Here is a 23,296-nt window from a genome sequence, read left to right on the forward strand (position 1 = left end):
GGCCCCGACCGCCCGAGCCCGCACCACGGGCCGCCCGCGGCTACCCGAGCGCGGCGCCGAGCCGGTGGTAGGTCCGGTCGCGGTAGACGAGGGCCTCGCCCTCCGGGGGGCCGCTCGTGGCCACCACCCGGGCGGTGACGAGGAGGCTGTCGCCCACCGCGATGCGGTCCTCGACGAGGCACCGGACCCACGTCGTCGTGCCGGTGAGCACCGGCTCGCCCGTGGGCAAGGGGGCCCACGCGGCGTCGACGAACCGGTCGACGCCGCGGGCGGCGAACCGCGCGGCGACGTCGCGTTGGTCGTCAGCGAGGAAGTGGACGACCAGGCTCTCTGTCGCCTCGACCGCCGGCCGCAGCGACGACGTCGCGGCCAGCGAGAAGGCGAGGATCGGGGGCCCGGCCGAGACGGAGATGACCGACGTCGCGGTGAAGCCGGCAGGACGCCCGCCGGCCCGCAGGGTGACGACGGCGACGCCGGCGGGGTGGTGGCGGAAGACCGCCTTGAACTCCTCGGCGCTCACCTGGGGTGCGCCGGGAGGCAACGGCGCGACGTGCTCCGCGCTCATGCCCGATCTCCGTTCCATTTCGACTGCAGCTGTCTATGACAACGGCCAGTCCCGGGAACCATTCCCCCGCCCCTGCCGTCCCCGAGGACCCCGGCTACCCTCGGACCTCATGAAGTTCGGCTTCGTGGCGAGCTGCGGGGGGACCGATGACATCCTCGAGATGGCGGTCGAGGCGGAGCGCTGCGGCTGGGACGGCTTCTTCACGTGGGACGGCATCGCCGTCGGCGAGCACGAGACGTTCGACCCCTGGACCGTCCTCGGCGCCGCGGCTGTGAGCACCACCACCATCCGGCTCGGCGCCATGGTGTTCTCCCTGCCGCGCCGCAAGCCCTGGGAGGTCGCCCGCCAGGCCCTCACGGTCGACCACCTCTCCGGGGGGCGCCTCGTCCTGCCGGTGGGCCTCGGAGCGGTCGACGACGGCGCCTACAGCCGGGTGTTCGGGGAGGTCACCGACCGGCGGGCCCGGGCGGAGCGGCTCGACGAGGTCCTCACCTTCCTCGACCACGCCTGGTCCGGTGAGCGGTTCGACCACGAGGGCCTGCACTACCAGGCGCGGGACATGGTCTTCCGCCCGGTCCCCGTCCAGCGGCCGCAGATCCCGGTATGGGTCGTCGGCGCCTGGCCCGCCCCCCGGTCCATGCGGCGGGCGGTCGCCCGGCAGGGCATCCTGCCGCAGCCCCTGGGGCGGGGCGCCGAGCCGCTCACCCTGCCCGAGCTCAGCGCGATGGTCGCGTGGGTCGCCGAGCGCCGCGGGCCGGACGCCGATCCCTTCGACGTCGTCCTCGAGGGCGAGCTGCCGGCGGACCGCGACGCCGCGGGCGAGCACGTGCGGGCCCTGGCCGACGCCGGTGCCACCTGGTGGGTCGACTCCTACTGGGACCTTGAGCACGAGACGCCGGAGCGCCTGCTCGACCGCATCCGGCAGGGGCCGCCCGCGCGCTGAGCACGCGCCCGGCTCAGGACGGCGCGATGACCGCGTCGTAGAGCGCCCCGTACCGCCCCGCCCGGGCGGTGTAGTACCCGGCCCGCTGGGGGACCGGGTTCGAGGCCGGACCCAGCGGCACCGCCGCCCGGGGCACGTCCGGCGCCAGCGAGGCGAGCGCGATGAGGGCCGTGCCGCGCAGCGTGGACCGCTTGATCGTCACCGGCCGGACCGGCGCACCGAGGACGTCCGCGAGGACCTGGAGCCAGGCGGGCAGATCCTGGGTGACCCGCCCTCCGGCGACGATCCGCTGCGGCGGGCCGGCCACCTGCGCGAGCTGGGCCGCGACCCGCCCGTAGGACAGCGCCACGCCCTCGAGCGTCGCGCGGTACAGCGCCGGTGCAGTTGTCGCGGCGGTGACGTCGGCGAGCAGGGCTCGGGCGCCCGCGGCCCAGCCGGTACTGCGCTCGCCAGTGAGGTAGGGCAGCACGGTGGGCGTGGCCGGGTCCGGGTCGGCGGCGAGCACCGCGGCCCGGTCGACCGCCTCGACCCGCACGGTCTCGTCCAACCAGCTGAGGGCCCGCCCGACGTCGTTGACGGCACCGCCCATGAGGGTGCGCCCGGCGTCCACGCGGTAGCACCACAGGCCGGTGGGGACGTGCTCGGGTGTCCCGGGCACGAGGAGGCGCATCGCGCCGCTGGTCGCCGCCGAGACGACGGCGGTCGTGGCTTCGGTGCCGCCGGCCCCCACGTTCGCCGCGAAGCCGTCGGCGATGACGGGGAACCAGGCGGCACCGGCGAGCACCGGCCAATGGCTGTCGACCCCGGTGAGCGGGCGGTCGGGGTCGTGGACGGGGGAGAGCTGGTCGGCGCGGAGCCCGGCAACCTCGAGCATCGGGGCGTCCCAGGTGCCGGTGCGGCGGTCGAGCATGCCGGTCCACGCCGCCGTCGACGTCCCGACGGCGGTGGTGCCGAGGAGCCGCAGGTAGAGGTACTCACCCAGGGACAGCCACCGGGTCGCGCGGGTGAACGCACCGGGGTCGGTCTCCCGCAGCCACCGCAGCCGCGCCGGCAGGTAGCTGGAGTGCAGCCGCGTCCCCGTGCGCTGCTGGACGGCCAGCTCGTCGATCTCCGCGCGCAGGGCGGTCACCTGGTCGGTGCAGCGGGCGTCGGCGTAGGTGAAGCAGGGCGTGACGGGACGGCCGCCGCCGTCGACCCCCACGAGGGAGGAGGCGAACGTGTCGAGCGCGACGCCGGCGACCCGGCCGCGCACCGCCGGCGGCGTGAGGACGGTGAGGATCTCGTCGACCTCGGCCAGGACCGCGTCGGGGTCGATGACCGAGGTGCCGTCCGCGGCCGTGGCGAACGCGTGCGGGACCTTGTGCCGCATCCGCCGCACCGGCCGTCCCGTCGCGTCGTAGAGCCCGCCCCGGCTGCCCGTGGACCCGACGTCGAGCGCGAGCACCAGTGGGTCGACGGCGTCGCTGAGGGCGACGGAGAACTCGGGCATGCGCACCTCGCGGGGCCGTGGACGGTCGGGGTGATGCTAACCGGCGGCCCCGCGACCGGTGACGTGGAGACGGCGTCGCCGCGCTGCGTGGGTGATCAGCCGCGTATGGTCGGGGGCATGGCAGGCGTCGTGGTGATCACCGACTCCACGGCCTCGCTGCCGGTGGAGCGCGCCGCAGCGCTGGGCATCACCGTCGTCCCCCTGCGGGTCGTCGTCGACGGCGACGACCTGCCCGACGACGGCGTCACCCTCACCCGGGCGGACCTTGCCGACGCGATGCGCGCCGGGGCCACCGTCTCCACGTCCCAGCCGAGCGCCGAGACCTTCACCGAGGCCATGGTCGCCGCGCTCGACGGCGGGGCCGACGCCGTCGTGAGCCTCCACATCTCCGCCGAGCTCTCCGGCACCGGCAACACCGCCCGGCTCGCCGCGGAGGAGGCGGCGCGGCAGCGCCCCGGCGCGCAGGTCCACGCCGTCGACACCCGGACCGCGGCGGGCGGCACCGGGCTCGCCGCGATCGCCGCCGCCGAGGTGGCCGCTGCCGGCGGCGACGTCGAGCGGGTCCTCGCCGCCGCGCGCGAGGTGGCGGCCCGCAGCCGGGTGTTCTTCGTCGTCGCCGACCTCCACCACCTCGCCCGCGGCGGACGGATCGGGCAGGCCCGCGCCTTCGTCGGCTCGGCCCTCGGTATCCGGCCGGTCCTCGGCATCGAGAGCGGCCGGATCGCCGTCGTCGAGACCGTCCGCGGGGCCGCGCGGGCCCGCCGCCGGCTCGTCGAGCTCGCCGTCCGCGCCGCCGGCGGGCCGGGCGCGGTGGCGCCGCGCGGCGCCGCGGGACCGGTCCGGGTGGCCGTCCACCACTTCGACTCCGCGGTGGACGCCGAGGAGCTCGCCACCATGGTGCGCGAACGCCTCGAGGAGACCGGCGCCGAGGTGGTCGAGGTGCTCTTCAGCGAGGTCACCGCGGTCATCGGGGCGCACACCGGCCCGGGGGTGCTCGGCGTCGTCGTCGCCCCGGCGGGCCCCGCCGCGCGGTAGCGAGCTCGTCGCCGCGGCGGCGGGTCCTGGCTCCCGGGCTCCGCGGCCTTCCCGCCTCCCGGCCCCCTGCGCGAGTGCTGAGTCGAGCGCTCCAGCTTGTCCTCCACAGGCCCGTCCCGGGCACAGCGGTCCCCAGCGGCCCCCGCGCGGCGCTCGCCTCGGCGTGAGGTATTCGTACGGTCGCGGCGTGGACGGGCGAACGGAGGCACAGCGCCAACGCCTGCGCGCCCTCACCCGCAGCGCCTATGCCGCGACCGCCGGCCACCTCGATCTCGGCGACGAGGGTGAGCTCGCTGCCCCTGCCCCTGCCTCAGGATCGCCCGCGACCGACGCCGCAGGCACACCCCCGGCGTCGCCGGCCACTCGGCGGCGGGAACGGGGCCGACCCTCCGGGCGGGGCCGCCGGTGGGCCGTCCCCGGGCGCGCGGCGCTCGCCGCGGCCAGCGTGGTCGTCCTCCTCGCGGTGGTCCTCGGCGTGCGGTCGCTCGTGCTCGCCCCGGACGAGGGTGTCCCGCTCCCCGCCGCCGCGACCGCGTCGACGACACCCGCACCGCCGAGCGCGGCGCCCGGGTCGGCAGCGCCCGGACCGGGTGAAGCGACGACCGCGCCAGGAGCCGGCGGGGCGGGTGGAGCCGGCGGGGCGGGCGTCCCGACGACCGGGGCGACCGTCGTCGTCCACGTGGCGGGGGCGGTGCTCGCCCCCGGGGTGGTCACCCTGCCCGCGGGCGCGCGGGTGGCCGACGCGGTCGCGGCGGCCGGGGGCGCGGGCGCCGACGCCGAGCTGTCCGCCGTCAACCTCGCGCGCCTGGTCGTCGACGGCGAGCAGGTGTACGTCCCCGCCGTGGGGGAGACGCCGGCCCCGCCGCCCCAAGCGCCGCCCGGAGGGAGTGCCGGCCCAGCGCCCCCGCCAGCGGCGGGCACGCCACCGGCCGGGGCGGGGGACGTCGTCGACCTCAACACGGCCGACCTCGCCCAGCTCGACACGCTGCCCGGCGTCGGGCCGGCGATCGCCCAGCGCATCCTCGACTGGCGCGCGGAGAACGGGTCGTTCACCAGCGTCGAGGACCTCCTGGAGGTGTCGGGGATCGGGCCGGCGACGTTCGAGCGGCTGCGCGAACGGGTACGCACGTGATGGGCGCGCACGCCGGGCGTTGCGCCCGGCCGCCGTGAAGCCGGCGCCGCCCGTCGACGCCCGCCTCGTCCCGGCGGCCCTCGCCGCGTGGGCTGCAGCGTTCGCCGTCGTCGTCCTGCCCGTGCCGCTCGCTCTCGGGCTCGGTGTCGCCGTCCTGCTCGGGTGCGCATGGCCGGCGCGGCGGGTCGTCGCCGAGCTGCGGTCGGCGCGGACCAGCGAGCCGCGCGCCGAGAGGCGGAGCGCCGCCCGCCGCGCCACTGGCACTGCCAGTCGCCCGGCCACTGACCCCGCCGACCACCCCGCCACCTCGGCCGAACCCCGCCGCGCCCGGCACCGCTCCGCCGCCCGGGCCCCGGTCGCAGCGGGCGTGCTCGTCACCGGCATCGTCGTGGCGGGCACGCTCGCCGTCGGCGCAGGCCACGTCCACGTCCGCGAGACCGGGGCGCTCGCCGCGCTCGCGGACCGCGGTGCCCGCGTCACGGTGACGGCGCGGGTCGCCGACGACCCCGCGCCCCTGGGCCCCGGACCGGCGTGGGAGAACGGTCCCCGCTCCCGGGTCCGCCTCGACGTCGAGGCCGTCACCGCGCGCGGCCACCGGGACGCCGCTCGGGCGCCGGTCCTCGCCATCGGCGGCGGCGCCTGGGGCGGCGCCGCCGTGGGGGAGCGGGTGGTGGCGTCCGGCCGCCTCGTGCGCACCGACCCGGGCGACGACGTCGTCGCCCTCCTCATCGCCGACGACCCCGACGTCGTCGCGGCCGCGCCCGCCTACCACCGCGTCGCCGCCGCCATGCGCGCCGGCCTCGTCGCGGCGGTGGCCGACGCGTCGCCGCAGGCCCGCGGGCTGGTGCCGGGCATCGCGGTCGGCGACGACCGCGCCCTGCCGCCCGACCTCGACGCCGCGATGACCGCCGTGGGGCTCACTCACGTCACCGCCGTCTCCGGCGCGCACGTCGCGATCATCCTCGGGGTGGTCCTCGCCCTGCTCGGCTGGGCGCCGCGGCCCGCGCGCGTGGCGGTGGGCGTCGTCGTCCTCGTGGGTTTCGTCGTCCTCGTGCGGCCCGAGCCCAGCGTGGTCCGGGCGACGACCATGGGAGCGGTCGCCCTCACGGCGCTCCTGCTGGGGCGCCCGGCCCGTGCGCTGCCCGGCCTGTGCGCCGCCGTCATCGTCCTGCTGCTCCTCGACCCGTGGATGGCCCGGTCCTACGGCTTCGTGCTCTCGGTGCTCGCGACGGCGGGGCTGGTCCTGCTCGCGCGGCCCTGGGCGCAGGCCCTCGCCACCCGGATGCCCGCGTGGCTCGCTCACGCCGTCGCCATCCCCGCGGCCGCTCAGGTGTGTTGCGCGCCGGTGGTGGTCCTCCTCGCGCCGACCATCGCCACCTACGCCGTGCCGGCCAACGCGCTCGCGGCGCTGGCCGTCCCGCCGGCCACGGTCCTCGGCGTGCTCGCCGCCCTCTGCGCACCCTGGTGGCCCGGCGTGGCGGGCGCGCTCGCGACCGGCGCGGGCTGGTGCACGGCGTGGATCGCGGCGGTGGCGCGGTTCTGGGCGGGCCTGCCCGGGGCGGAGCTGCCGTGGTTCGGCGGCGCGGTCGGGGCGCTGGGGCTCGCGCTCGTCACCGTCCTCGCCGTCGTCGCCGCGCGGCGGGTGACGTGGCGGCCCCGCACGGTGGTGGCCCTCGCCGTCGTCGGTGCCCTGCTCGTGCTGCCGGCGCCGCGCCGGTTCCTCACCGGCTCCGGGCCGCCCGAGGACTGGCTCGCGGTCCAGTGCGACGTCGGCCAGGGCAGCGCCCTCGTCGTGCGCAGCGGCCCGTCGGCGGCGGTCATGGTCGACGTCGGCCCGGAGGGCGGCGCGGCGGACGACTGCCTCGCCGAGCTCGGCGTGGACCGGCTCGACCTCCTCGTCCTCACCCACCTCCACGCCGACCACGTCGGCGGCCTGGCGGACGTGCTGGACGGCCGCACCGTGGACCGCGCCCTCGTCGGCCCGTACGCGGAGCCGGCCGGGGCGGCGCAGGACGTGCTCGGCAGGCTCGCCGACGCCGGCGCCGACGTGCACCGCCCGACCACGGACGACGTGTCGGCCCGGTGGGGGACGACGACGGGCACGGCCGCCGACGACGCCGCGAACGGGACGACGACCGGCTCGCCCGCCGTGTCCTGGCAGGTGCTCTGGCCGACCCGCGCCGCGCTCGAGCGGGCCCCGCCCGGCGACGAGGACGCCGTCAACGACCTCTCGCTGGTCGTCCGCCTCGACGTCGAGGACCTGTCCGTCATGGCGCTCGGCGACACCGAGCCGGACGGTCAGCGAGGCCTGCTGCGCGGGCTGCGGGAGGGCGCGGGTGGCGGACCGGTGGACGTGGTCGTCGTCGCGCACCACGGCTCACCCCGCCAGGAGCCGGCACTGGCCGCACAGCTCGCGCCCCGCCTCGCCCTGGTGAGCGTGGGCGCCGACAACGACTACGGGCACCCGGCCGCCGGCACGCTCGAGCTGTACGGCGGCGGGGGAGCGCTCGTGCTGCGCACCGACGAGTGCGGGACGATCACGGTCGTGCGCGCCGCGGGCGACCTCGCGGCGGTCTCCGGGTGCGGATGAGTGTCGGCGGGCCGTGGCAGGCTGGACCCGTGCCGCCCTCGAAGACCCGCCGCCCCAGTCCCGCCCCCGCCGGCATCGCGTGGGACGCCGCGGCCCTGGCCCCCGTCGTCCTCGTGCGCGGCGCGGAAGGGCTGCTCGCCGATCGCGCGGTGGCCCGCCTGCTCGACCTCGCCCGCGAGGTGGACGAGCACGTGGAGGTCACCCGCCTCGAGGCGGCCGCGTACGAGACCGGGCAGCTCGAGATGATCGCCAGCCCGTCGCTGTTCGGCGAGAAGCGGTGCATCGTCATCGGCGGGGTCGAGGCGTGCACCGACGCGCTCATCGACGACGTCGACGCCTACCTGCGCCACGCCCCGGACGACGTCTGGGTGGTCCTGCGCCACAACGGCGGCCAGCGCGGCAAGCGCCTGCTCGACGCCGTCGCGCGCGCCGGCTTCCCCGTCGTCGCCTGTGAGCCGATCAAGCGCGACGCGGACAAGGCGGCGTTCGTCTCGGCCGAGTTCGCCCGCGCCCGACGGCGGGTCGAGCCGGCGGCCACCCAGGCGCTCGTCCAGGCGCTCGGCTCGGACCTGCGCGAGCTCGGTGCGGCGTGCAGCCAGCTCATCGCCGACACCACGGGCACCGTCACCGCCGAGGTCGTGGGCCGCTACTACGGCGGCCGGGTCGAGGCCAGCGGCTTCCGCGTGGCCGACGCCGCCCTGGCGGGCAACGCGGGCGAAGCGATCGCGCTCCTGCGGCACGCCGTGGCGACCGGTGCGGACCCCGTGCCGCTCGTCGCGGCGCTCGCCGTCAAGCTGCGCACCATGGCCAAGGTGGACGCCACCCGCGGACGCAGCGGCCATACGGTCGCCGAGCTCGGCATGGCGCCGTGGCAGGTGGACCAGGCCCGGCGCGCGCTCGCCGGCTGGAGCCCGGAGGGCCTGGCCGCGGCCATCACCGCCGTCGCCGCCGCCGACGCCGAGGTCAAGGGCCTGGGCCGGGACCCGGTCTACGCCGTCGAGCGGGCCGTGCTCCGCGTCGCCGCGAGCCGGGGCGGGCGGTGAGCGGCGGGTCGGCGGAGCGCGAGCGGGCGGTGGAGCGCGAGCCGACGGCGTCGGCGCACGCGGTGAGCGTCGACCCGACGGTGCCGGAGCACCCCGGCAACCCGCAGGTCCCGCGCTTCCAGGTGGTGCCCGCCGCCTACGTGCTCCTGCGGCGGCCGGTGCCCGGTGACGTCGAGGTGCTCCTCCAGCTGCGCCAGGGCACGGGGTACATGGACGGCCACTGGGCGTTCGGTGCCGCCGGGCACGTCGAGGCCGGGGAGGACGTCCTCGCGGCCGCGGTGCGCGAGGTCCACGAGGAGCTGGGCGTCGTCGTCGACCGCGACGCCCTCGTCCCGCTCACCGCGATGCACCGCACCCACGCCAACGGCCGCGCCATCGACGAGCGGGTCGACTTCTTCTTCGCCGCCGACCGCTGGGCCGGGACCGCGCACGCCGTCGAGGACAAGGCCGCGGCCCTGCGCTGGGTGCGGCTGGGGGCGCTCGACGACCTCGCCGAGCCCGTGGTGCCGCACGAACGGTACGTCCTCGACCGCCTGCGTCGCGGCGACCTGCCATCGGTGACGACGTTCGGGTTCGCCGCGCCCGGCTGAGCGGGGCACCGCTGAGCTGAGCCCCGCTGAGCGGGGCACCGCTGAGCTGAGCCCCGCGCGAGGCGGGCGAGCCGGGCGCGCCGGCGCGTTCAGGCCCGCGCGCGGCGGGACGGCAACGTCGCGATGACGACGGCGCCGAGCGCGATGACCGTGCCCACGACGGTCGTCACCGTGACGCCCGCCCCGGCGGCGGGCGCGACCGCGTCCAGGGCGAGCGAGCCCAGCAGCTGGCCCGTGACGACGCCGAGCCCGAGGAGCAGCACCCCGGTGTGCGGGACCAGGGCGGCGGAGCCCGCGATGAAGACGATGCCCAGGGGGCCGCCGAGGTAGAGCCACCAGTCGCCCGGCAACGGTTCCGGCGTGGCGCCGAGGATCATCCGGACGGCGAAGACCACCGTGAGGGCCAGCGTGCCGCCGCTGAAGTTCGTCACCGTGGCGGTGAGGGGCGAGCGGGTGAGGGTGCCGATCCGGCCGTTCATCGCCTGCTGGAACCCGGTGAGCGTGCCCGCGAGGAGGGCGAGCAGGGCGGGCAGCAGCAGCTCGAGCACGGGACGGCCGGGCACGAACGACGCCGACGCCGAGATGCCCACGGCGACGAGCACGAGCGCCGCACCGACCACCCGCGCCGCCGTCGGCCGCCGACGGGCGGCCTGCGCGAAGCCGACGCCGTCGACGAGGAGCCCGCCCAGGGTCTGACCGGCGACGACCGCCACGGTGAACACGGCGACGCCGATGACCGCCACCGTCGTCGTCTGGGTGAAGACGAGGAAGGCGCCGATGAGCCCGGCAAGGACGTACGCCGGCGGGAACGCGCGCCGGGAGATCGCCGGCCGCAGGGCCCGCAGGCCCCGGCGCAGGTCGGGCAGGACGAGCGCCAGGACACCCATGAGGACGAGGCCCGCGGCGAAGCTCACGAGGGCGGCGGCGACGCCGTCGCCCATCTCCGCGCCCAGCTGGCCGTTGACCCGCGACTGGACGGGGATGGCCACTCCGATACCGACGGCGAGCAGGACCCCCAGCCACGCGGGCAGGGGGGCGCGGACCTGGGACAGGTCGGGCGAGGGGGGCACAGGCCTACCGTTCCTCGAGCGGACAGACGACGACGGCGCCGCCCCGGGGGGCGGCGCCGTCATGCGCGGTGCACTGGTCCTGCGGCGGACGGGCTCGTCGAGCCCGCCTCACGCCACGGAGCGATCGGCTCAGAGCGAGGAGATCTGCTTGGCCAGCTTGGACTTGCGGTTGGCGGCCTGGTTGGCGTGAATGACGCCCTTGCTCACGGCCTTGTCGAGCTTGCGCCCGGCGACCTGGTAGGCGGCGGACGCCGTCTCCTTGTCACCGGCGGCAACGGCCTCGCGAACCCGACGGACGTACGTCTTGAGCTCGGACTTCACCGCCTTGTTGCGCAGGCGCGCCTTCTCGTTGGTGCGGATCCGCTTGATCTGGGACTTGATGTTCGCCACGTATGGACTCTCTCGTGCGTTCGCCGGAGCGATCTGACTTCTCGGTCTGAGGGCAGTGCCATGGCCGGGACTGGGGCGTGGGGGTACCCCGTGGTTGACCATGGGTCAGCCCCCGCACCATCCGGCGGAGGCTCAGCGCAGCAGTCTACCAGCCATGCCTGCGCGCTCCGGTGCGGAGCCGCGCGCTCTGGCGTGGAGCCGCGCGTTCAGGCGTGGAGGCGCCGTAGCGCGGCGACGACCTCGGCGAACCGCTCCCGGTCCAGGCCCGCGCCCTCGCGCCGCACGGCGGCCGGGTCCAGCCACAGCAGCCGGTCGAGCCGGACCTCGCTCTCGCGCCCCTGGGCGTCCCACGCGCCGCTGCCGACGTCGAGCCAGTGCCGGCCCCGGCGCGCCTCGTCGGCGGCGTCGCGGTCGTGGTCGCGGGAGGTCATGGGGAGCCCGACGAGCCCGGCGCCCTCCTGGGCGACGACGAGCACGGGGCGGTCCTTGCCGCGCGAGGGGTCCTCCTCGAACGGCACCCAGGCCCACACCACCTCACCGGGGTCCGGCTGGTCGTCGGCCTCGGGGCGGTAGCTGAGGTCGGGCAGGCCCAGGCGCGCGACGTCGTACTCCCCGGCGCCGCGGGTACCGGCGGGCGCCTGCTCTGGCGGGGTGGCGGAGGCCGGCGAGCCGGGCCGGCTGGGGCGGCCGGGCGTGGCAGGAGTGGGGCGTCGCGGCCGGGTGGGCGTGGGGGCGCCGGCGGTCCCGCCGGTCCGGGCGGCACCGGCGCGCCCGCGCAGGGCAGACGAGGCGGTCGAACGGACGGCGCGCAGGAGGCGGCGCAGGGTGGGGCTCACCCGGCCAGGGTAGCGAGCGGCGCCGGGCCGCCCCGGCGCCGGGCCGGAGCGGCGCTGGGGCGGAGCGGCGCCAGGGCGCTCCGGTCAGCGCAGGAGCAGCGCGAAGGCGGTGACGAAGGTGCCGAGGACCCCGAGCGGGATCGCCGCCACGGTGCCGACGAAGGCGAGCAGGGTGACCCGCAGGTCGTCCTTGAGGTACGGGGCGTTGACCGTCCCACCGGCCGCCCGCAGGAGCGAGCGCTGTGCCGCCTCCACACGGGGGAGCCACCGAGCGGTGCGGACCTGGCCCTCGGCGTAGGCCTCCGACAGTGCGCCGAGCTCGGACTCGAGCTGCGCGCGGCGCGGGTCGACGGCGGTCGTCACGTCGATGACGACGATCTCGCCTCCGCCCTCGACGATCGTCGGGTGCGGGTCCAGGGACGCCGTCGTGCGCTGGAGGCGCTCGCGGCGCCAGGCGAGGAGGGCGACGGGGACCGCGAGGACCAGCGCGGCGACCAACGGGAGCCAGCCGGTCCACGAGGTCGCGCCGGTTCCGAAGATGGTGGTGAGCACCGCGAACGCGGCCACCGGCACGGCGGCGGCGACCAGGAGGACCTGGCCGGGCTTGCGCGCCAGCCGCACGAGGTTGGGCACGATCCGGTTCATGGCCTCGCCCATCGCTGTCATGGCTCCAGGTTGCCACGCCGTCGGCCACGCGACGCGGCGCGGGCGCGGTTCCCGCGCGGGACCACCCTCATGCGACCATGGGGAGAGCCTGTCCCGGCGCGGGCCGCCCCCGAGCGGTGCCGCGCGCCGTCGTCCTCGAGGAAGCCTCCGTGCCACCGATCCCGAGCCCCGAGCTCACCGCGCAGATCGCGCCCGCGGCGACCGCGCCGAACCTGCTGCGCAACTTCTGCATCATCGCCCACATCGACCACGGCAAGTCGACGCTGGCGGACCGCATGCTCCAGCTCACCGGCGTCGTCGACGCCCGGGCCATGCGCGCCCAGTACCTCGACCGGATGGACATCGAGCGCGAGCGCGGTATCACCATCAAGTCCCAGGCCGTGCGGATGCCGTGGCAGGTCGGCGACGCCGCCTACGCGCTCAACATGATCGACACCCCCGGCCACGTCGACTTCACGTACGAGGTGTCCCGCTCCCTCGCCGCCTGCGAGGGAGCCGTGCTCCTCGTCGACGCCGCCCAGGGGATCGAGGCCCAGACGCTGGCCAACCTCTACCTCGCCATGGAGAACGACCTCACGGTCATCCCGGTCCTCAACAAGATCGACCTCCCCGCCGCGCAGCCCGAGAAGTACGCCGAGGAGCTCGCCAACCTCATCGGCGGCGACCCCGAGGACTGCCTGCGGGTCTCGGGCAAGACCGGCGCGGGCGTCACCGAGCTGCTCGACCGGATCGTCGCCGACATCCCCCACCCGGTCGGGGACGCGGACGGACCCGCCCGGGCCGTCATCTTCGACTCGGTCTACGACACCTACCGGGGCGTCGTCACGTACGTGCGCGTCGTCGACGGCCACCTCTCCCCGCGCGAGCGCATCACCATGCTCTCCACCCGCGCCACGCACGACCTCCTCGAGATCGGGGTGAGCTCCCCTGAGCCGACGCCGACGTCGGGCCTGGGTGTGGGCGAGGTCGGCTACCTCATCACCGGCGTCAAGGACGTGCGGCAGTCGCGCGTGGGCGACACGGTCACCTCCGCCGTGAAGCCCGCGACGGAGCCGGTCGGGGAGTACCGCGAGCCGCGCCCCATGGTGTTCTCCGGGCTCTTCCCCATCGACGGCTCCGATTACCCGGTGCTGCGCGACGCGCTCGACAAGCTCAAGCTCAACGACGCGGCCCTCGCGTTCGAGCCGGAGACCTCCGTGGCGCTCGGGTTCGGGTTCCGCTGCGGCTTCCTCGGGCTCCTCCACCTCGAGATCGTGCGCGAGCGCCTCGAGCGCGAGTTCAACCTCGACCTCATCTCCACCGCGCCGAACGTCGTCTACGAGGTGGAGATGGAGGACCGCACGACGGTCCGCGTCACCAACCCCAGCGGGTTCCCCGAGGGGAAGGTGATGGAGGTCCGCGAGCCCGTCGTCAAGGCGACGATCCTGTGCCCGTCGGAGTTCATCGGCGCCGTCATGGAGCTGTGCCAGAACCGGCGCGGCATCCAGCTGGGCATGGACTATCTCTCGGCGGACCGGGTCGAGCTGCGCTACACCCTGCCGCTGGCGGAGATCGTCTTCGACTTCTTCGACCAGCTCAAGTCCCGCACCCGCGGGTACGCCTCGCTCGACTACGAGCCCGCCGGCACCCAGGCGGCCGACCTCGTCAAGGTCGACATCCTCCTCAACCACGAGACCGTCGACGCCTTCAGCGCCATCGTCCACAAGGACAAGGCCTACGCCTACGGCGTCATGATGGCCGGCAAGCTGCGCGAGATCATCCCCCGGCAGCAGTTCGAGGTCCCGATCCAGGCCGCGGTCGGCGCCCGCGTCATCGCCCGCGAGACCGTCCGGGCCCTGCGCAAGGACATGCTCGCCAAGTGCTACGGCGGTGACATCACCCGCAAGCGCAAGCTGCTCGAGAAGCAGAAGGAGGGCAAGAAGCGCATGAAGAACATCGGGCGGGTCGAGGTGCCGCAGGAGGCCTTCATCGCGGCGCTGGGTTCCGAGGGCCCCGGCGGCAAGGACGCCAAGGCGAAGAAGTGAGCCCGGCGCTGCCGATCGGGGACCCCGCCCCGGCGGACGGCGCCCTCCCGGCCAGTGCCGCCGTCGGGTCCGGGCACCGGGATTTCGGTGTCTACCTCCACGTGCCGTTCTGCGCGGTGCGGTGCGGGTACTGCGACTTCAACACCTACACCGCGTCCGAGCTCGGCGGCGGGGCCAGCCAGGCGGCCTACGCCGGCACGGCGCTGCGGGAGATCGACCTCGCCGCCGGGGTCCTCTCCGACCCGGCCGTCGGGCTGCCCGAGCGCGCCGTGTCCACCGTTTTCGTCGGCGGTGGCACGCCCACCCTGCTTCCGGCCGCCGACCTCGTCCGGCTCCTCGCTCACGTGCGCGCCACCTGGGGCCTGGTGCCCGGCGCCGAGGTGACCACCGAGGCCAACCCCGACTCCGTCACCCCCGAGGTCCTCGCCACGCTCGCCGCGGGCGGGTTCACCCGGGTCTCGTTCGGGATGCAGTCGGCGGTGCCCCACGTCCTCGCGACGCTCGACCGCACGCACGACCCGGCGCGCCTGCCCGACGTCGTCCGCTGGGCCCGTGAGGTGGGCCTGGACGTGTCCGTCGACCTCATCTACGGCACGCCGGGGGAGAGCCTCGCCGACTGGCGCACCAGCGTCGAGAGCGCGCTGGCGCTCGAGCCCGACCACGTGTCCGCGTACGCCCTCGTCATCGAGGCGGGGACGAAGATGGCGGCCCGGGTGCGCCGTGGCGAGCTGCCCATGCCCGACGGCGACGACGAGGCGGCCAAGTACGAGGTCGCCGACGAGCTCCTCACCGCGGCCGGCCTCGACTGGTACGAGGTGAGCAACTTCGCCCGCGGCCCCGAGCACGCCAGCCGGCACAACCTCTCCTACTGGCGCGGGCACGACTGGTGGGGCATCGGGCCCGGAGCGCACAGCCACGTCGGCGGGGTGCGGTGGTGGAACGTCAAGCACCCCCGCGCCTACGCCCAGCGCCTGGAGTCCGGGCTCAGCCCCGCGGCGGGCCGGGAGATCCTCGACCCCGGCGCGCGCGAGCTCGAACGGGTGCTGCTCGGGGTGCGCCTCGCCGAGGGCCTCGAGCTGGCGCCCGGCACCGGTCGGGTCCCCGATGCCCAGCGCTCCGCCGTCGCGAGCCTGCTCGCGCAGGGGCTCATCGAGTTCGCCCCGGCCCGCGCGGGCCGGGTCGTCCTCACCCGGCGGGGCCGGCTGCTCGCCGACGCCGTCGTGCGCGAGCTCACCGCCTGAGCGAGCTCACCGCCTGAGCGCGCTCGCCACCGCGCGCACCGGCCGGCGAGGCGCACGAGCCCTGCCGCGCGAACCGGCCGCTAGGTGGTCCCGCGGTGGAGGACCTCGCCGTGGAGCTCCACGCGCTGCTCCGGGACCGGTCCGTCGGCGGCGCTGAGCATCTGGATCGCACGGCGCATCCCCTTGGCCGCCCGGAGCCGGACGGTGGAGAGCGGGGGGTCGGAGACGATGGGCAGGGCGTCGTCGCAGCCGAGCAGCTTGACGTCCTGGGGCACCCGCACCCCGCGCGCGGTGAGCCCGGCCAGCACGGCCAGGGCGATGACGTCGTCGAAGGCGACGACGGCGCCCGCCCCGCACTCGACGATGTCGTCGACGACGCGCTGCGCCGCCTCGAACGTGCCCCGGTTCGCCCGCAGCACCGTGAGCTCGGCGCCGTGCCGGGCCACCGCGCGCTGGACGGCCGTGCGGCGCTCCAGCTCCGACCACGACCGGCGCGGCCCGCCCACGTAGCAGAACGAGCGCACCCCGGCGGCGGCGAACCCGGCGACGGCGCGCTCGAGGGGGTCCGAGGCCGCGAGGAGCACGCGCGCCAGGCCGGGCACGTCGCGGTTGACGAGCACGACGGGGAACGACGCCGCCGTCGCCCGCAGGACGTCCTCGTCCAGCCGTGAGGAGGCGAGGACCAGCCCGCGCACCTGCGGCCTGAGCCGCTCGATGAGCCGGAGCTCGCGGGCGGGGTCCTGGTCGGTCTCGGCGACGAACACGTCGAGCTCGTGCCGCTCGGCCTCGCGCTGCGCCGCGCGGACCATCGGCGGGAAGAAGGGGTTGGTGATGTCCGGCACGGTGAGGCCGATGGTGGCCGGCCGACCGGTGCTCAGGGCGCGGGCCGCCCGGTTGGGGACGTACCCCAGCTCGGCGGCCGCGGCCCGCACCCGCTCGACCGTCTCGGGCAGCAGCTTGCGCGGGTGGTTGAACGCGCGCGAGACGGTCGACGGCGAGACGCCCAGCGCCGCCGCCACCTCGACGATCGTCGCCCTAGCCGCCACGCAGCGCCCCGATCAGGCGGAGCGCGGCCTCGACCAGCGCCTCGGCGCCGCCCGGGGCGAACGGGGCCGGCATGCCGTAGTAGCGGTGCGCGTCGTCCACCTCGTACCCGCCGTGGGCGTACTCCTCCCGGGTGGGCAGGTAGCCCGGGACCGCGTCGGCGTACCCGATCACCAGGACATCGTCGTCCACGGACTCCGCGATCCGCTCGGCGACGGCGAGGAACGGTTCCCCGGGCAGGAACACCAGGAGCACCCCGGCGTCGACGACGCTCACCCGGCCGGTCCACGACGCCGGGGCCTCCTCGGTGCGCTCGGCCCACCCGATCCACACGTCGAGGAGGGCGGCCAGCCCGGGGTCGGCGTCGGCCCGCTCGCGCCGCCACCGCTCGAGGTCGGCGTGGCGGCGTGCGTCGGTGACCGGCTCGAGGGCGAGCTCGACGTCCGTCGTGGCGAACCGGACGAGGTCGAGGTAGACGGGGCGGGCCGGCGCGGCGAGAACCGCCGCGGCGAGGACCCCGCCCACGCGCTCCGCCTCGGCGAAGGTCCGGCCGGCCGACGGCCGGTCCGAGTAGGACGCCTCCGCGGGGTGCCCGGTGTTGACGTCCCCGGCGGCGCCGCTGACGAACAGGCACACGCTGCCCGGGTGCGCGGCCTCCACGGCCGCGCGCAGGGCGTGCGGGTAGTCCGCGGAGATGTCCGCGTTGGACCCGTCGAGGACGACGGGGTGGCAGGGGTACTGGACGAGGTGGGCGATGACCGACCCGGAGTCGTCGCGCAGCCGTAGCGCCTGCACGGCCGGGTCGATGCGCCGGTCGGGGTGCCGGCGGTTGCGGGCCACCCCCGTGCCGAACGCCTCGGCGTACTCCAGCGTCGCGTCGACCGCCCCCGCGAGGGCCTCCTGCACGGCGCCGACCGCGGCCCGGACGACGCGCTCGTGGGTGACGTCGTCGTGCCCGCCCACCCGCCCGAACGCGACGCACGGGCCCGCGTGGGTGTGCGTGGCGCTCACCACGCAGTGGCGCACGGCGCCGCCGAGGGCCCGCCGGATGCGCGCCGTCGTCCGTTCGTGGAGGGCGCACACGTCGACGCTGACCACGGCGACGCCGTCGAGGACGAGCGCCCGGACCGTGAGGGGGTCGTGCACGCCGCTGCTCGGCCGGGTGCGCGCGGCGAACCCCGCCATCGGCGTGCCCGGGAGGACCTCGACGACGCGGGTCGCGGCCCCGGCGGAGACGATCATTGGAGGCGGTGCCCCTGGGCGACGACCGCGAGGACGTCCCCGGCGGCGCTCAGCTGGACGAGGTCGGCCGGTGCGCCGAGCCGCAGGACCCCGCGCGGCGCTCCGCCCATCCGGGCGACGAGGGCCCCCGGCGTCGTCGAGGCGAGCGCGATGCCCTCGGCGACCGAGACCCCGGCGTGGCGCACCGCGTAGGCGAGGCCGAAGGCGAGCGAGACCGCCGCCCCGGCGAGGAAGGGCGTGCCGCGGTAGCTCAGCCGCCCGGTGGCGCTGAGCTCGACCTCCCCGCCGACCGCCGTGGTGTAGCACCCGGGCGCTGAGCCCGCGAGGGCGGTGGCGTCGGAGACGAGGAACGCCCGGCCCGGGCCCTTGGCCCGGATCATCGTGCGCAGCGTCTCCGGCGGCAGGTGGTGCCCGTCGGCGATGAGGCCGCAGGTGAGCCGGTCGTCGGCGAGCTGGGTCCAGATCGGGTTGGGGTGGCGCGGCAGCTCGGCGAAGATGCCGTTGCCCAGGTGGGTCGACAGGCTCGCCCCCGCATCGACGGCCGCGCGGATCTGGCCGGGGTCGGCGTGGGTGTGGCCGACGGAGACCTCGACGCCGAGCCGGCGGATCGCGGCGATCTCGCCCGCGGCGTCCGCCGTGTGCGGCGACAGGGTGACGTAGCCGACCGGGCCGTGCGCGAGCCACCGCTCCACCTCGGCGGCGTCGACGGGCCGGATCTGGCCGGCGTCGTGGACGCCGCGCGGCCCGTCCCGGTCCGAGAGGAACGGGCCCTCGACGTGGGCGAACGGGACGGCGGCGGCTACCGCGGCGTCGGCGTCGCGCGCCTGTGCCACGGCTCGCAGCGCCGCGCCGATCCGCTCCTCGGAGGCGGTGACGACGGTCGGCACCCAGCTCGTCACGCCGACGGCCGCGAGGGCGTGGGTGATCTCCCGGACGGCGTCCGCGCTCGGCTCGTCGGCGTTGACGTCGGCCCCGCCGTAGCCGTTGACCTGGAGGTCCACGAGCCCCGGCGCCAGGTAGGGCAGGTCGCCGGGTGCGGCGGTGGAGCGGTCGATGCCGGTGACGACGCCGTCCGCGTACGTCACCGTGAGCAGGTCCCCGGTGGCGGGGTCGAGCCCCTCGATCCGGTTCACAGCGCGCGCACCCGGGTGCGGAACCGGTCGAGGAACCGGGCGTTCGCCTCGTCCCCGCCGGGCGCGTTGCCCGAGCGCCAGATCGGCACCTCCACACCGCGGGCGGTGAGCGCCTCGATGGCCGTCATCATGACGACGTTCAGGGTGAAGGCATTGGCGAACGTCGACACGGCGCCCGTCTTCTCCACGGCGCCGTCGACCTCGACGACCGCGTCCCCGATGGGGACCTTCGTGTCGATGTGGTGGTCGACGACGTCGTGCAGGTTGGCGCGGGTGGGGTGCCGGGCGGGGTGGGTGGGGGCCGTGCGGCTCGCGTGCTCGACGGAGGACACGCCCACCAGGGTGACGCCGCGCTCGCGGGCGGTGAGGGCGGCGTCGATGAGCGCGGCGTTGATGCCGTAGGCGTTGACCAGGACGAGGAGGTCGCCCTCGCCGAGCCCCGCGTCCTCGACGACGATGCGCCCGTACCCGGGGGTGCGCTCCATGGCCATCGACCGCAGCGCGCCGCTGGACAGGAGGGTGCCCTCGTCGAGGATCGCCGCGACGTGCATGAGCCCGCCGGCCCGGAAGAACACCTCCTGGCTGGCGAGGTTGGAGTGGCCGCCCGGGCCGTAGACGTGCACCAGCCGGTCCGCGGCCACCTGGTCGGCGACGACGTCGGCGACCGTGGCGATGGCGGCGGCCTCCTCGGTGAGGATCCGCTGCATGAGGTCGGTCACCTGGGCCAGGTAACGAGCGCCGAGCTCAGGCATGCGGGTTCGCCTCCTCGTCGAGGTACAGGTGCGCGTCGGGGTGGAGCTTGAGCGCCGTGCCGGGGACCTCGCTCGTGGGCTCCCGGTCCAGCGTGGCGGCCACGGCCGCCCGCTTCGGGGCGCCGGGCACGGAGCAGATGACGAGGTCGCTCGCCAGCAGTCGCGGGATGGTCACCGTCATCGCCCGCAGCGGCACCGCCGAGAGGGTGGGGAAGTGCCCCTCGTCGTGCTGCTGACGGCGGGAGACCTCGTCCATCTCGACGACGCGCACCGCGCGCGGGTCGGCGAGGTCGGCGCCCGGGTCGTTGAAGGCGAGGTGCCCGTTGACCCCGAGGCCGCACAGGAGCAGGTCGAACGGCTCGGTGCCCATGAGGTCGGCGTAGGCGGCCGCGGCCGCCTCCGGCTCGGCCGCCGCGTCGAGCCGGTGGAACGTGGGCCGCTGGGCGAGCGTGGAGATGAAGTTCCGTTCGAGCCAGTTCCCGAAGCCCTGCGGGGCGTCGGGGTCGAGGCCGACGTAGTCGTCCATGTGGAAGAACGTCACGCGGGAGAAGTCGATGTCCTCGGCCTCCGCGAGCGCGGCGAGGGTGGCGTCCTGGCTCGGGGCGGCCGCGAGCATCACCCGGGCGGCCCCGGCCTGGGCGATCACCTCGCGCAGGTGGCGGGCGGCGTGCGCGCCCGCCGCACGGCCGAGCTCGGCCTTCGTGCGGTAGGCGTGCACCTGAAGGGGGTAGTGCTCAGTCACTCTCGGGTCCTTCGTTCTGCGCTTCTCGGTTGAGGAAGATCAGCGAGCGGATGATGTGGAAGGGGTCCTTGACGGGCAGGGCGACGACGGCGTCGAGCGGGCGTCCGGCGCGGTCGCGGATCTGCAGCCACTCGCCGGCGGGGTCCGGGAACGTCGCCATCGTGTAACCGGCCACCCGTTCGTGCCAGCGCGCGAGCTCGGCCGAGGCGCACCGCGCCGCGAGCAGGGACGTGGCGTACAGGGCCTCGGCGTGCACCCACCACAGCTTGGTGTCCCACGTGGAGCGCACGAGCGCCTCGTAGGGGACGTCACCGAAGGAGGTGCCGCAGGGGCGGCCGCCGTCGGCGTCCGCGTACCGGAGGATGCCGCCCTCGGCGTCGTCCCAGCCGATCGCGAGCGCCCGCAGGGCGAGCGCCTCCAGGCGCTCCAGGGGGACGTCGGCGCCCGCGTGGACGAGCATCCACAGGCACTCCAGGAGGTGGCCGGGGGTTCGGTGCCGGGCGAGCAGGGTGGTGGCGTCCGCAGGCGCCTCGGGCGCGAACTCCCACCAGGTGCCCGCGCCGAAGAACTGCTCGGTGAGCGCGTCGGCGGCCCGGTCACGCACGGCGCCGGCCCCGCAGCCAGGGCGGGCGCGCTCCAGCTCGGCGGCCGTGTGGAGCAGGCTCATCGGCCCGGCCAGGTCACGGAACCCCGACGGGACGGGGTAGGGCTCCGAGCGGGCGGTCCGGTCCGCGATCGAGCGCTCGGCGACGTCGAGCAGCGCCATCGCGCTGGTCTGCCAGTGGGTCGGGGCGCCGGGCGTGCGCAGCGCCCCCGCCAGCCCGAGGACGGCGAAGAGGTCGGCGAAGACGGAGGTGGACACCTCGCCGTCGGCGCCCGACACCAGCTGGTGGCCGGTCCGGTCGAGCCGGAACGCGGTGCGGTGGTCGGGGGTGAGGGCACGGTCGGCGATGAAGCGGGCGGTCTCCCCGGCCCGGCGCCGCCACATGGCGGCGTCGAGGTCCAGCCGGCCCGCCTCCGCCTCGTCGGCCAGCTCGGCGCACAGCCAGGCCCAGCGCCCCTGGGACCACGTGTACTTCTCCTCCGAGAGCAGCCGGCCGGCGTTGTCGAAGCAGGTGAGCACACCGCCGCGCTCGTCGTCGGCCGCGCGTTCCCACCACGGCAGGACGTGCTGCTCGAGGTGGGCCCGCCACGAGCGGGGCGCCGTCATGCGGGCACCGCGCTGCGCTGGGCGTCGGGGGCGGGCTCGTCCGTGGCGAGGGAGTCGATGAGCGCGTCCGTCTCGGGCGTGTTCTCCGGCTTGACGATGCCGATGAGGACGAAGGCGACGATGGAGACGAGGACCGGCGCGGCGACCGAGACGGTCTGGGCGTGGTCGCCCAGGCCGGTGATGGCGTCGGGCCAGGCGTACTTGTTGAGCGCGAAGACGATGAGGCCGAGGGCCCAGGAGATGAGGGCCGCCGTCGGGCCGGAGCGGCGGAAGGCCGGCAGGAGCCCGAGCAGCATGGGCACGGCGATCGGGCCGACGAGGGCGCCGAACCACAGGATGAGGAGGCCGAGCACGCCGCCGAAGCTGTCCGAGCTGAGGGCGATGCCCATGGACAGGGCGATGAAGAGGAACGTCGTCAGGCGTGCCCACGCGAGCTCCTGGCGCTCGGCGAGGAAGCTCCGCCCCTTGCGGAAGCTAGGGATGATGTCGCGGACCACGACCGAGGAGATCGCGTTGGCGTCGGAGGCGGTCATCGCCATCGTGTGGGCGAACATCCCGGCGAGGACGAGGCCCACGAGGCCGACCGGCAGGTAGGTCTGCGCCATGAGGGCGTAGGACTGGTCGGGGTTGGCGAGGTCGGGCAGGAGCAGCGGCGCGGCCCACATCGGCACGAAGAGCACGAGCGGCCAGATGAGGTAGAGGGCGCCGGAGAAGATCATCGAGCGACGGGCCTCGCGGCCGTTCGGGGTGGAGATCATCCGCATCGCGAGGTTCCACGTGCCGCCGTTGTAGGACAGCGTGGAGATGACGCAGTAGGCGAGGAAGAAGCCGAGCGTGAGGTTGCCGTTGAACGGGTTGGAGTGCGCGTCCGGCAGCTGGTCCCACATCGTCCACAGTGCCGAGAACCCGCCCAGCTGCCCCAGGACGATCACGAGCATGACGACGGCGGCGACGAGCTGGATGACGAACTGGCCGAAGTCGGTGAGGACGTCGGCCCAGACGCCGCCGATCGTCGAGTAGACCATCGTCACGCCACCGACGAGGAGGATGCCCCAGGGGATCGAGATGTCGGCGAAGACGTTGAGGAGGATGGCCGAGGCGGACCACTTGGCCGCGACGTCGAAGATCTTCAGGGCGGAGCCGGACCAGGCGAGGACCTGCTCGGTGGCGACGTTGAACCGCGTGGTGAGGTACTCCAGCGGCGAGATGATCCCCAGGCGCTGGCGCAGCCGGGGCCAGCGCGGCGCGAACCAGATGGCGCCCACGGTGCAGGCCACCGTGATGGACAGCGCCCACCACACGTAGACGGCGAAGCCGAGGGTGTAGGCCATGGCGGCGTAGCCGACGAACACGGCGGCGGAGTAGCCGGACATGTGGTGCGAGATGCCCGTGAGCCACCAGGGGATCTTGCCGTCGGCGACGTAGAAGTCCTTCGCGGTCTTCACCCGCTTCTTGGCCCACCAGCCGATGGCGACCATGAGGACGAAATACCCCGCGATGACGATCCAGTCGAGGCTGCCCATGTGCTGCTCCTTCGTTGCCCGGCCCGCCATGGCCCA

At 75.8% G+C, this 23,296-nt stretch carries 21 protein-coding genes; 8 read left to right on the forward strand and 13 right to left on the reverse strand.

The window, feature by feature from the left end; genetic code table 11:
- Nucleotides 1–40: 40 nt before the first annotated feature.
- The gene (locus tag EBO36_RS05095) at nt 41–565 is read right to left on the reverse strand and encodes a flavin reductase family protein (RefSeq protein WP_122823656.1); all 525 of its coding nucleotides are present in this window, start codon (nt 563–565) and stop codon (nt 41–43) included.
- 109 nt (nt 566–674) lie between these two features.
- On the opposite strand from EBO36_RS05095, the gene EBO36_RS05100 reads away from it, so the two are divergent.
- Nucleotides 675–1,508 carry an LLM class flavin-dependent oxidoreductase gene (locus EBO36_RS05100; RefSeq protein ID WP_122823657.1) on the forward strand — a complete coding sequence of 278 codons (834 nt, stop codon included), beginning with the start codon at nt 675–677 and terminating at the stop codon, nt 1,506–1,508.
- Between the two features lie 13 nt (nt 1,509–1,521).
- Here EBO36_RS05100 and EBO36_RS05105 read toward each other — a convergent pair whose 3' ends face one another.
- The gene (locus tag EBO36_RS05105) at nt 1,522–2,997 is read right to left on the reverse strand and encodes a gluconokinase (RefSeq protein ID WP_122823658.1); all 1,476 of its coding nucleotides are present in this window, start codon (nt 2,995–2,997) and stop codon (nt 1,522–1,524) included.
- A gap of 117 nt (nt 2,998–3,114) precedes the next feature.
- Here EBO36_RS05105 and EBO36_RS05110 point away from each other — a divergent pair, with 117 nt between their 5' ends.
- The 5 genes from EBO36_RS05110 (at nt 3,115) to EBO36_RS05130 (ending at nt 9,387) form a co-directional block, all read left to right on the forward strand.
- Nucleotides 3,115–4,032 carry a DegV family protein gene (locus tag EBO36_RS05110; RefSeq protein WP_122825463.1) on the forward strand — a complete coding sequence of 306 codons (918 nt, stop codon included), beginning with the start codon at nt 3,115–3,117 and terminating at the stop codon, nt 4,030–4,032.
- 187 nt (nt 4,033–4,219) lie between these two features.
- Entirely contained in the window at nt 4,220–5,164 is a 945-nt protein-coding gene (locus EBO36_RS05115; protein ID WP_244925363.1) for a ComEA family DNA-binding protein, read from the forward strand.
- Nucleotides 5,165–5,198: 34 nt separating this feature from the next.
- Complete coding sequence (locus EBO36_RS05120) at nt 5,199–7,754, forward strand: ComEC/Rec2 family competence protein (protein WP_122823660.1); 2,556 nt, start codon at nt 5,199–5,201, stop codon at nt 7,752–7,754.
- A gap of 29 nt (nt 7,755–7,783) precedes the next feature.
- On the forward strand, nt 7,784–8,797 hold the full coding sequence (gene holA / locus EBO36_RS05125; RefSeq protein WP_122823661.1) for a DNA polymerase III subunit delta: 1,014 nt from the start codon (nt 7,784–7,786) through the stop codon (nt 8,795–8,797).
- A gap of 80 nt (nt 8,798–8,877) precedes the next feature.
- The gene (locus EBO36_RS05130) at nt 8,878–9,387 is read left to right on the forward strand and encodes an NUDIX domain-containing protein (RefSeq protein WP_122825464.1); all 510 of its coding nucleotides are present in this window, start codon (nt 8,878–8,880) and stop codon (nt 9,385–9,387) included.
- 89 nt (nt 9,388–9,476) lie between these two features.
- Here EBO36_RS05130 and EBO36_RS05135 read toward each other — a convergent pair whose 3' ends face one another.
- The 4 genes from EBO36_RS05135 to EBO36_RS05150 all read right to left on the reverse strand — a co-directional run bounded on the left by EBO36_RS05135 (nt 9,477) and on the right by EBO36_RS05150 (nt 12,349).
- Complete coding sequence (locus EBO36_RS05135; RefSeq protein WP_244925364.1) at nt 9,477–10,457, reverse strand: DMT family transporter; 981 nt, start codon at nt 10,455–10,457, stop codon at nt 9,477–9,479.
- 129 nt (nt 10,458–10,586) lie between these two features.
- Nucleotides 10,587–10,847, reverse strand: a complete 261-nt coding sequence (gene rpsT / locus EBO36_RS05140) for a 30S ribosomal protein S20 (RefSeq protein ID WP_122823663.1) — start codon at nt 10,845–10,847, stop codon at nt 10,587–10,589.
- Between the two features lie 206 nt (nt 10,848–11,053).
- Nucleotides 11,054–11,683 (reverse strand): type II toxin-antitoxin system PemK/MazF family toxin, encoded by a 630-nt coding sequence (locus tag EBO36_RS05145; protein ID WP_122823664.1) that lies wholly within the window; start codon nt 11,681–11,683, stop codon nt 11,054–11,056.
- 84 nt (nt 11,684–11,767) lie between these two features.
- Entirely contained in the window at nt 11,768–12,349 is a 582-nt protein-coding gene (locus EBO36_RS05150) for a hypothetical protein (RefSeq protein WP_164471353.1), read from the reverse strand.
- 149 nt (nt 12,350–12,498) lie between these two features.
- On the opposite strand from EBO36_RS05150, the gene lepA reads away from it, so the two are divergent.
- Nucleotides 12,499–14,373 carry a translation elongation factor 4 gene (lepA, locus tag EBO36_RS05155; RefSeq protein ID WP_241236996.1) on the forward strand — a complete coding sequence of 625 codons (1,875 nt, stop codon included), beginning with the start codon at nt 12,499–12,501 and terminating at the stop codon, nt 14,371–14,373.
- The gene (gene hemW, locus EBO36_RS05160; RefSeq protein ID WP_122823667.1) at nt 14,370–15,614 is read left to right on the forward strand and encodes a radical SAM family heme chaperone HemW; all 1,245 of its coding nucleotides are present in this window, start codon (nt 14,370–14,372) and stop codon (nt 15,612–15,614) included. The genes lepA and hemW overlap by 4 nt, the downstream gene beginning before the upstream one ends.
- 80 nt (nt 15,615–15,694) lie before the next feature.
- On the opposite strand, the gene EBO36_RS05165 is transcribed toward hemW, so the two are convergent.
- The 7 genes from EBO36_RS05165 to EBO36_RS05195 are packed head-to-tail and all read right to left on the reverse strand — an operon-like array spanning nt 15,695 to nt 23,260.
- Entirely contained in the window at nt 15,695–16,633 is a 939-nt protein-coding gene (locus EBO36_RS05165) for a LacI family DNA-binding transcriptional regulator (protein WP_164471354.1), read from the reverse strand.
- 16 nt (nt 16,634–16,649) lie between these two features.
- A complete protein-coding gene (locus EBO36_RS05170) occupies nt 16,650–17,900 on the reverse strand; it encodes a neutral/alkaline non-lysosomal ceramidase N-terminal domain-containing protein (RefSeq protein WP_122823669.1) in 1,251 nt (416 codons plus the stop codon).
- A complete protein-coding gene (locus EBO36_RS05175; protein WP_164471355.1) occupies nt 17,897–19,033 on the reverse strand; it encodes an N-acetylglucosamine-6-phosphate deacetylase in 1,137 nt (378 codons plus the stop codon). The genes EBO36_RS05170 and EBO36_RS05175 overlap by 4 nt, the downstream gene beginning before the upstream one ends.
- The gene (locus EBO36_RS05180) at nt 19,030–19,785 is read right to left on the reverse strand and encodes a sugar isomerase domain-containing protein (protein WP_122823671.1); all 756 of its coding nucleotides are present in this window, start codon (nt 19,783–19,785) and stop codon (nt 19,030–19,032) included. The genes EBO36_RS05175 and EBO36_RS05180 overlap by 4 nt, the downstream gene beginning before the upstream one ends.
- Nucleotides 19,778–20,527 carry a 6-phosphogluconolactonase gene (locus tag EBO36_RS05185; RefSeq protein ID WP_222928775.1) on the reverse strand — a complete coding sequence of 250 codons (750 nt, stop codon included), beginning with the start codon at nt 20,525–20,527 and terminating at the stop codon, nt 19,778–19,780. The genes EBO36_RS05180 and EBO36_RS05185 overlap by 8 nt, the downstream gene beginning before the upstream one ends.
- Nucleotides 20,520–21,737, reverse strand: a complete 1,218-nt coding sequence (locus EBO36_RS05190) for an AGE family epimerase/isomerase (protein WP_122823672.1) — start codon at nt 21,735–21,737, stop codon at nt 20,520–20,522. Before EBO36_RS05190 ends, EBO36_RS05185 begins: the two co-directional genes overlap by 8 nt.
- Complete coding sequence (locus tag EBO36_RS05195) at nt 21,734–23,260, reverse strand: sodium:solute symporter family protein (RefSeq protein WP_122823673.1); 1,527 nt, start codon at nt 23,258–23,260, stop codon at nt 21,734–21,736. Before EBO36_RS05195 ends, EBO36_RS05190 begins: the two co-directional genes overlap by 4 nt.
- Nucleotides 23,261–23,296 lie beyond the last annotated feature (36 nt).

Source organism: Georgenia faecalis (genome assembly GCF_003710105.1).
In the GTDB taxonomy this organism is placed as follows: Bacteria; Actinomycetota; Actinomycetes; order Actinomycetales; family Actinomycetaceae; genus Georgenia_A; species Georgenia_A faecalis.

Coding starts and splice junctions, on each gene's coding strand:
- EBO36_RS05095 (WP_122823656.1), bottom strand. CDS start 565: ATGAGCGCGGAGCACGTCGCGCCGTTGCCTCCCGGCGCACCCCAGGTG.
- EBO36_RS05100 (WP_122823657.1), top strand. CDS start 675: ATGAAGTTCGGCTTCGTGGCGAGCTGCGGGGGGACCGATGACATCCTC.
- EBO36_RS05105 (WP_122823658.1), bottom strand. CDS start 2,997: ATGCCCGAGTTCTCCGTCGCCCTCAGCGACGCCGTCGACCCACTGGTG.
- EBO36_RS05110 (WP_122825463.1), top strand. CDS start 3,115: ATGGCAGGCGTCGTGGTGATCACCGACTCCACGGCCTCGCTGCCGGTG.
- EBO36_RS05150 (WP_164471353.1), bottom strand. CDS start 12,349: ATGACAGCGATGGGCGAGGCCATGAACCGGATCGTGCCCAACCTCGTG.
- EBO36_RS05170 (WP_122823669.1), bottom strand. CDS start 17,900: ATGATCGTCTCCGCCGGGGCCGCGACCCGCGTCGTCGAGGTCCTCCCG.
- EBO36_RS05180 (WP_122823671.1), bottom strand. CDS start 19,785: ATGCCTGAGCTCGGCGCTCGTTACCTGGCCCAGGTGACCGACCTCATG.
- EBO36_RS05190 (WP_122823672.1), bottom strand. CDS start 21,737: ATGACGGCGCCCCGCTCGTGGCGGGCCCACCTCGAGCAGCACGTCCTG.
- EBO36_RS05195 (WP_122823673.1), bottom strand. CDS start 23,260: ATGGGCAGCCTCGACTGGATCGTCATCGCGGGGTATTTCGTCCTCATG.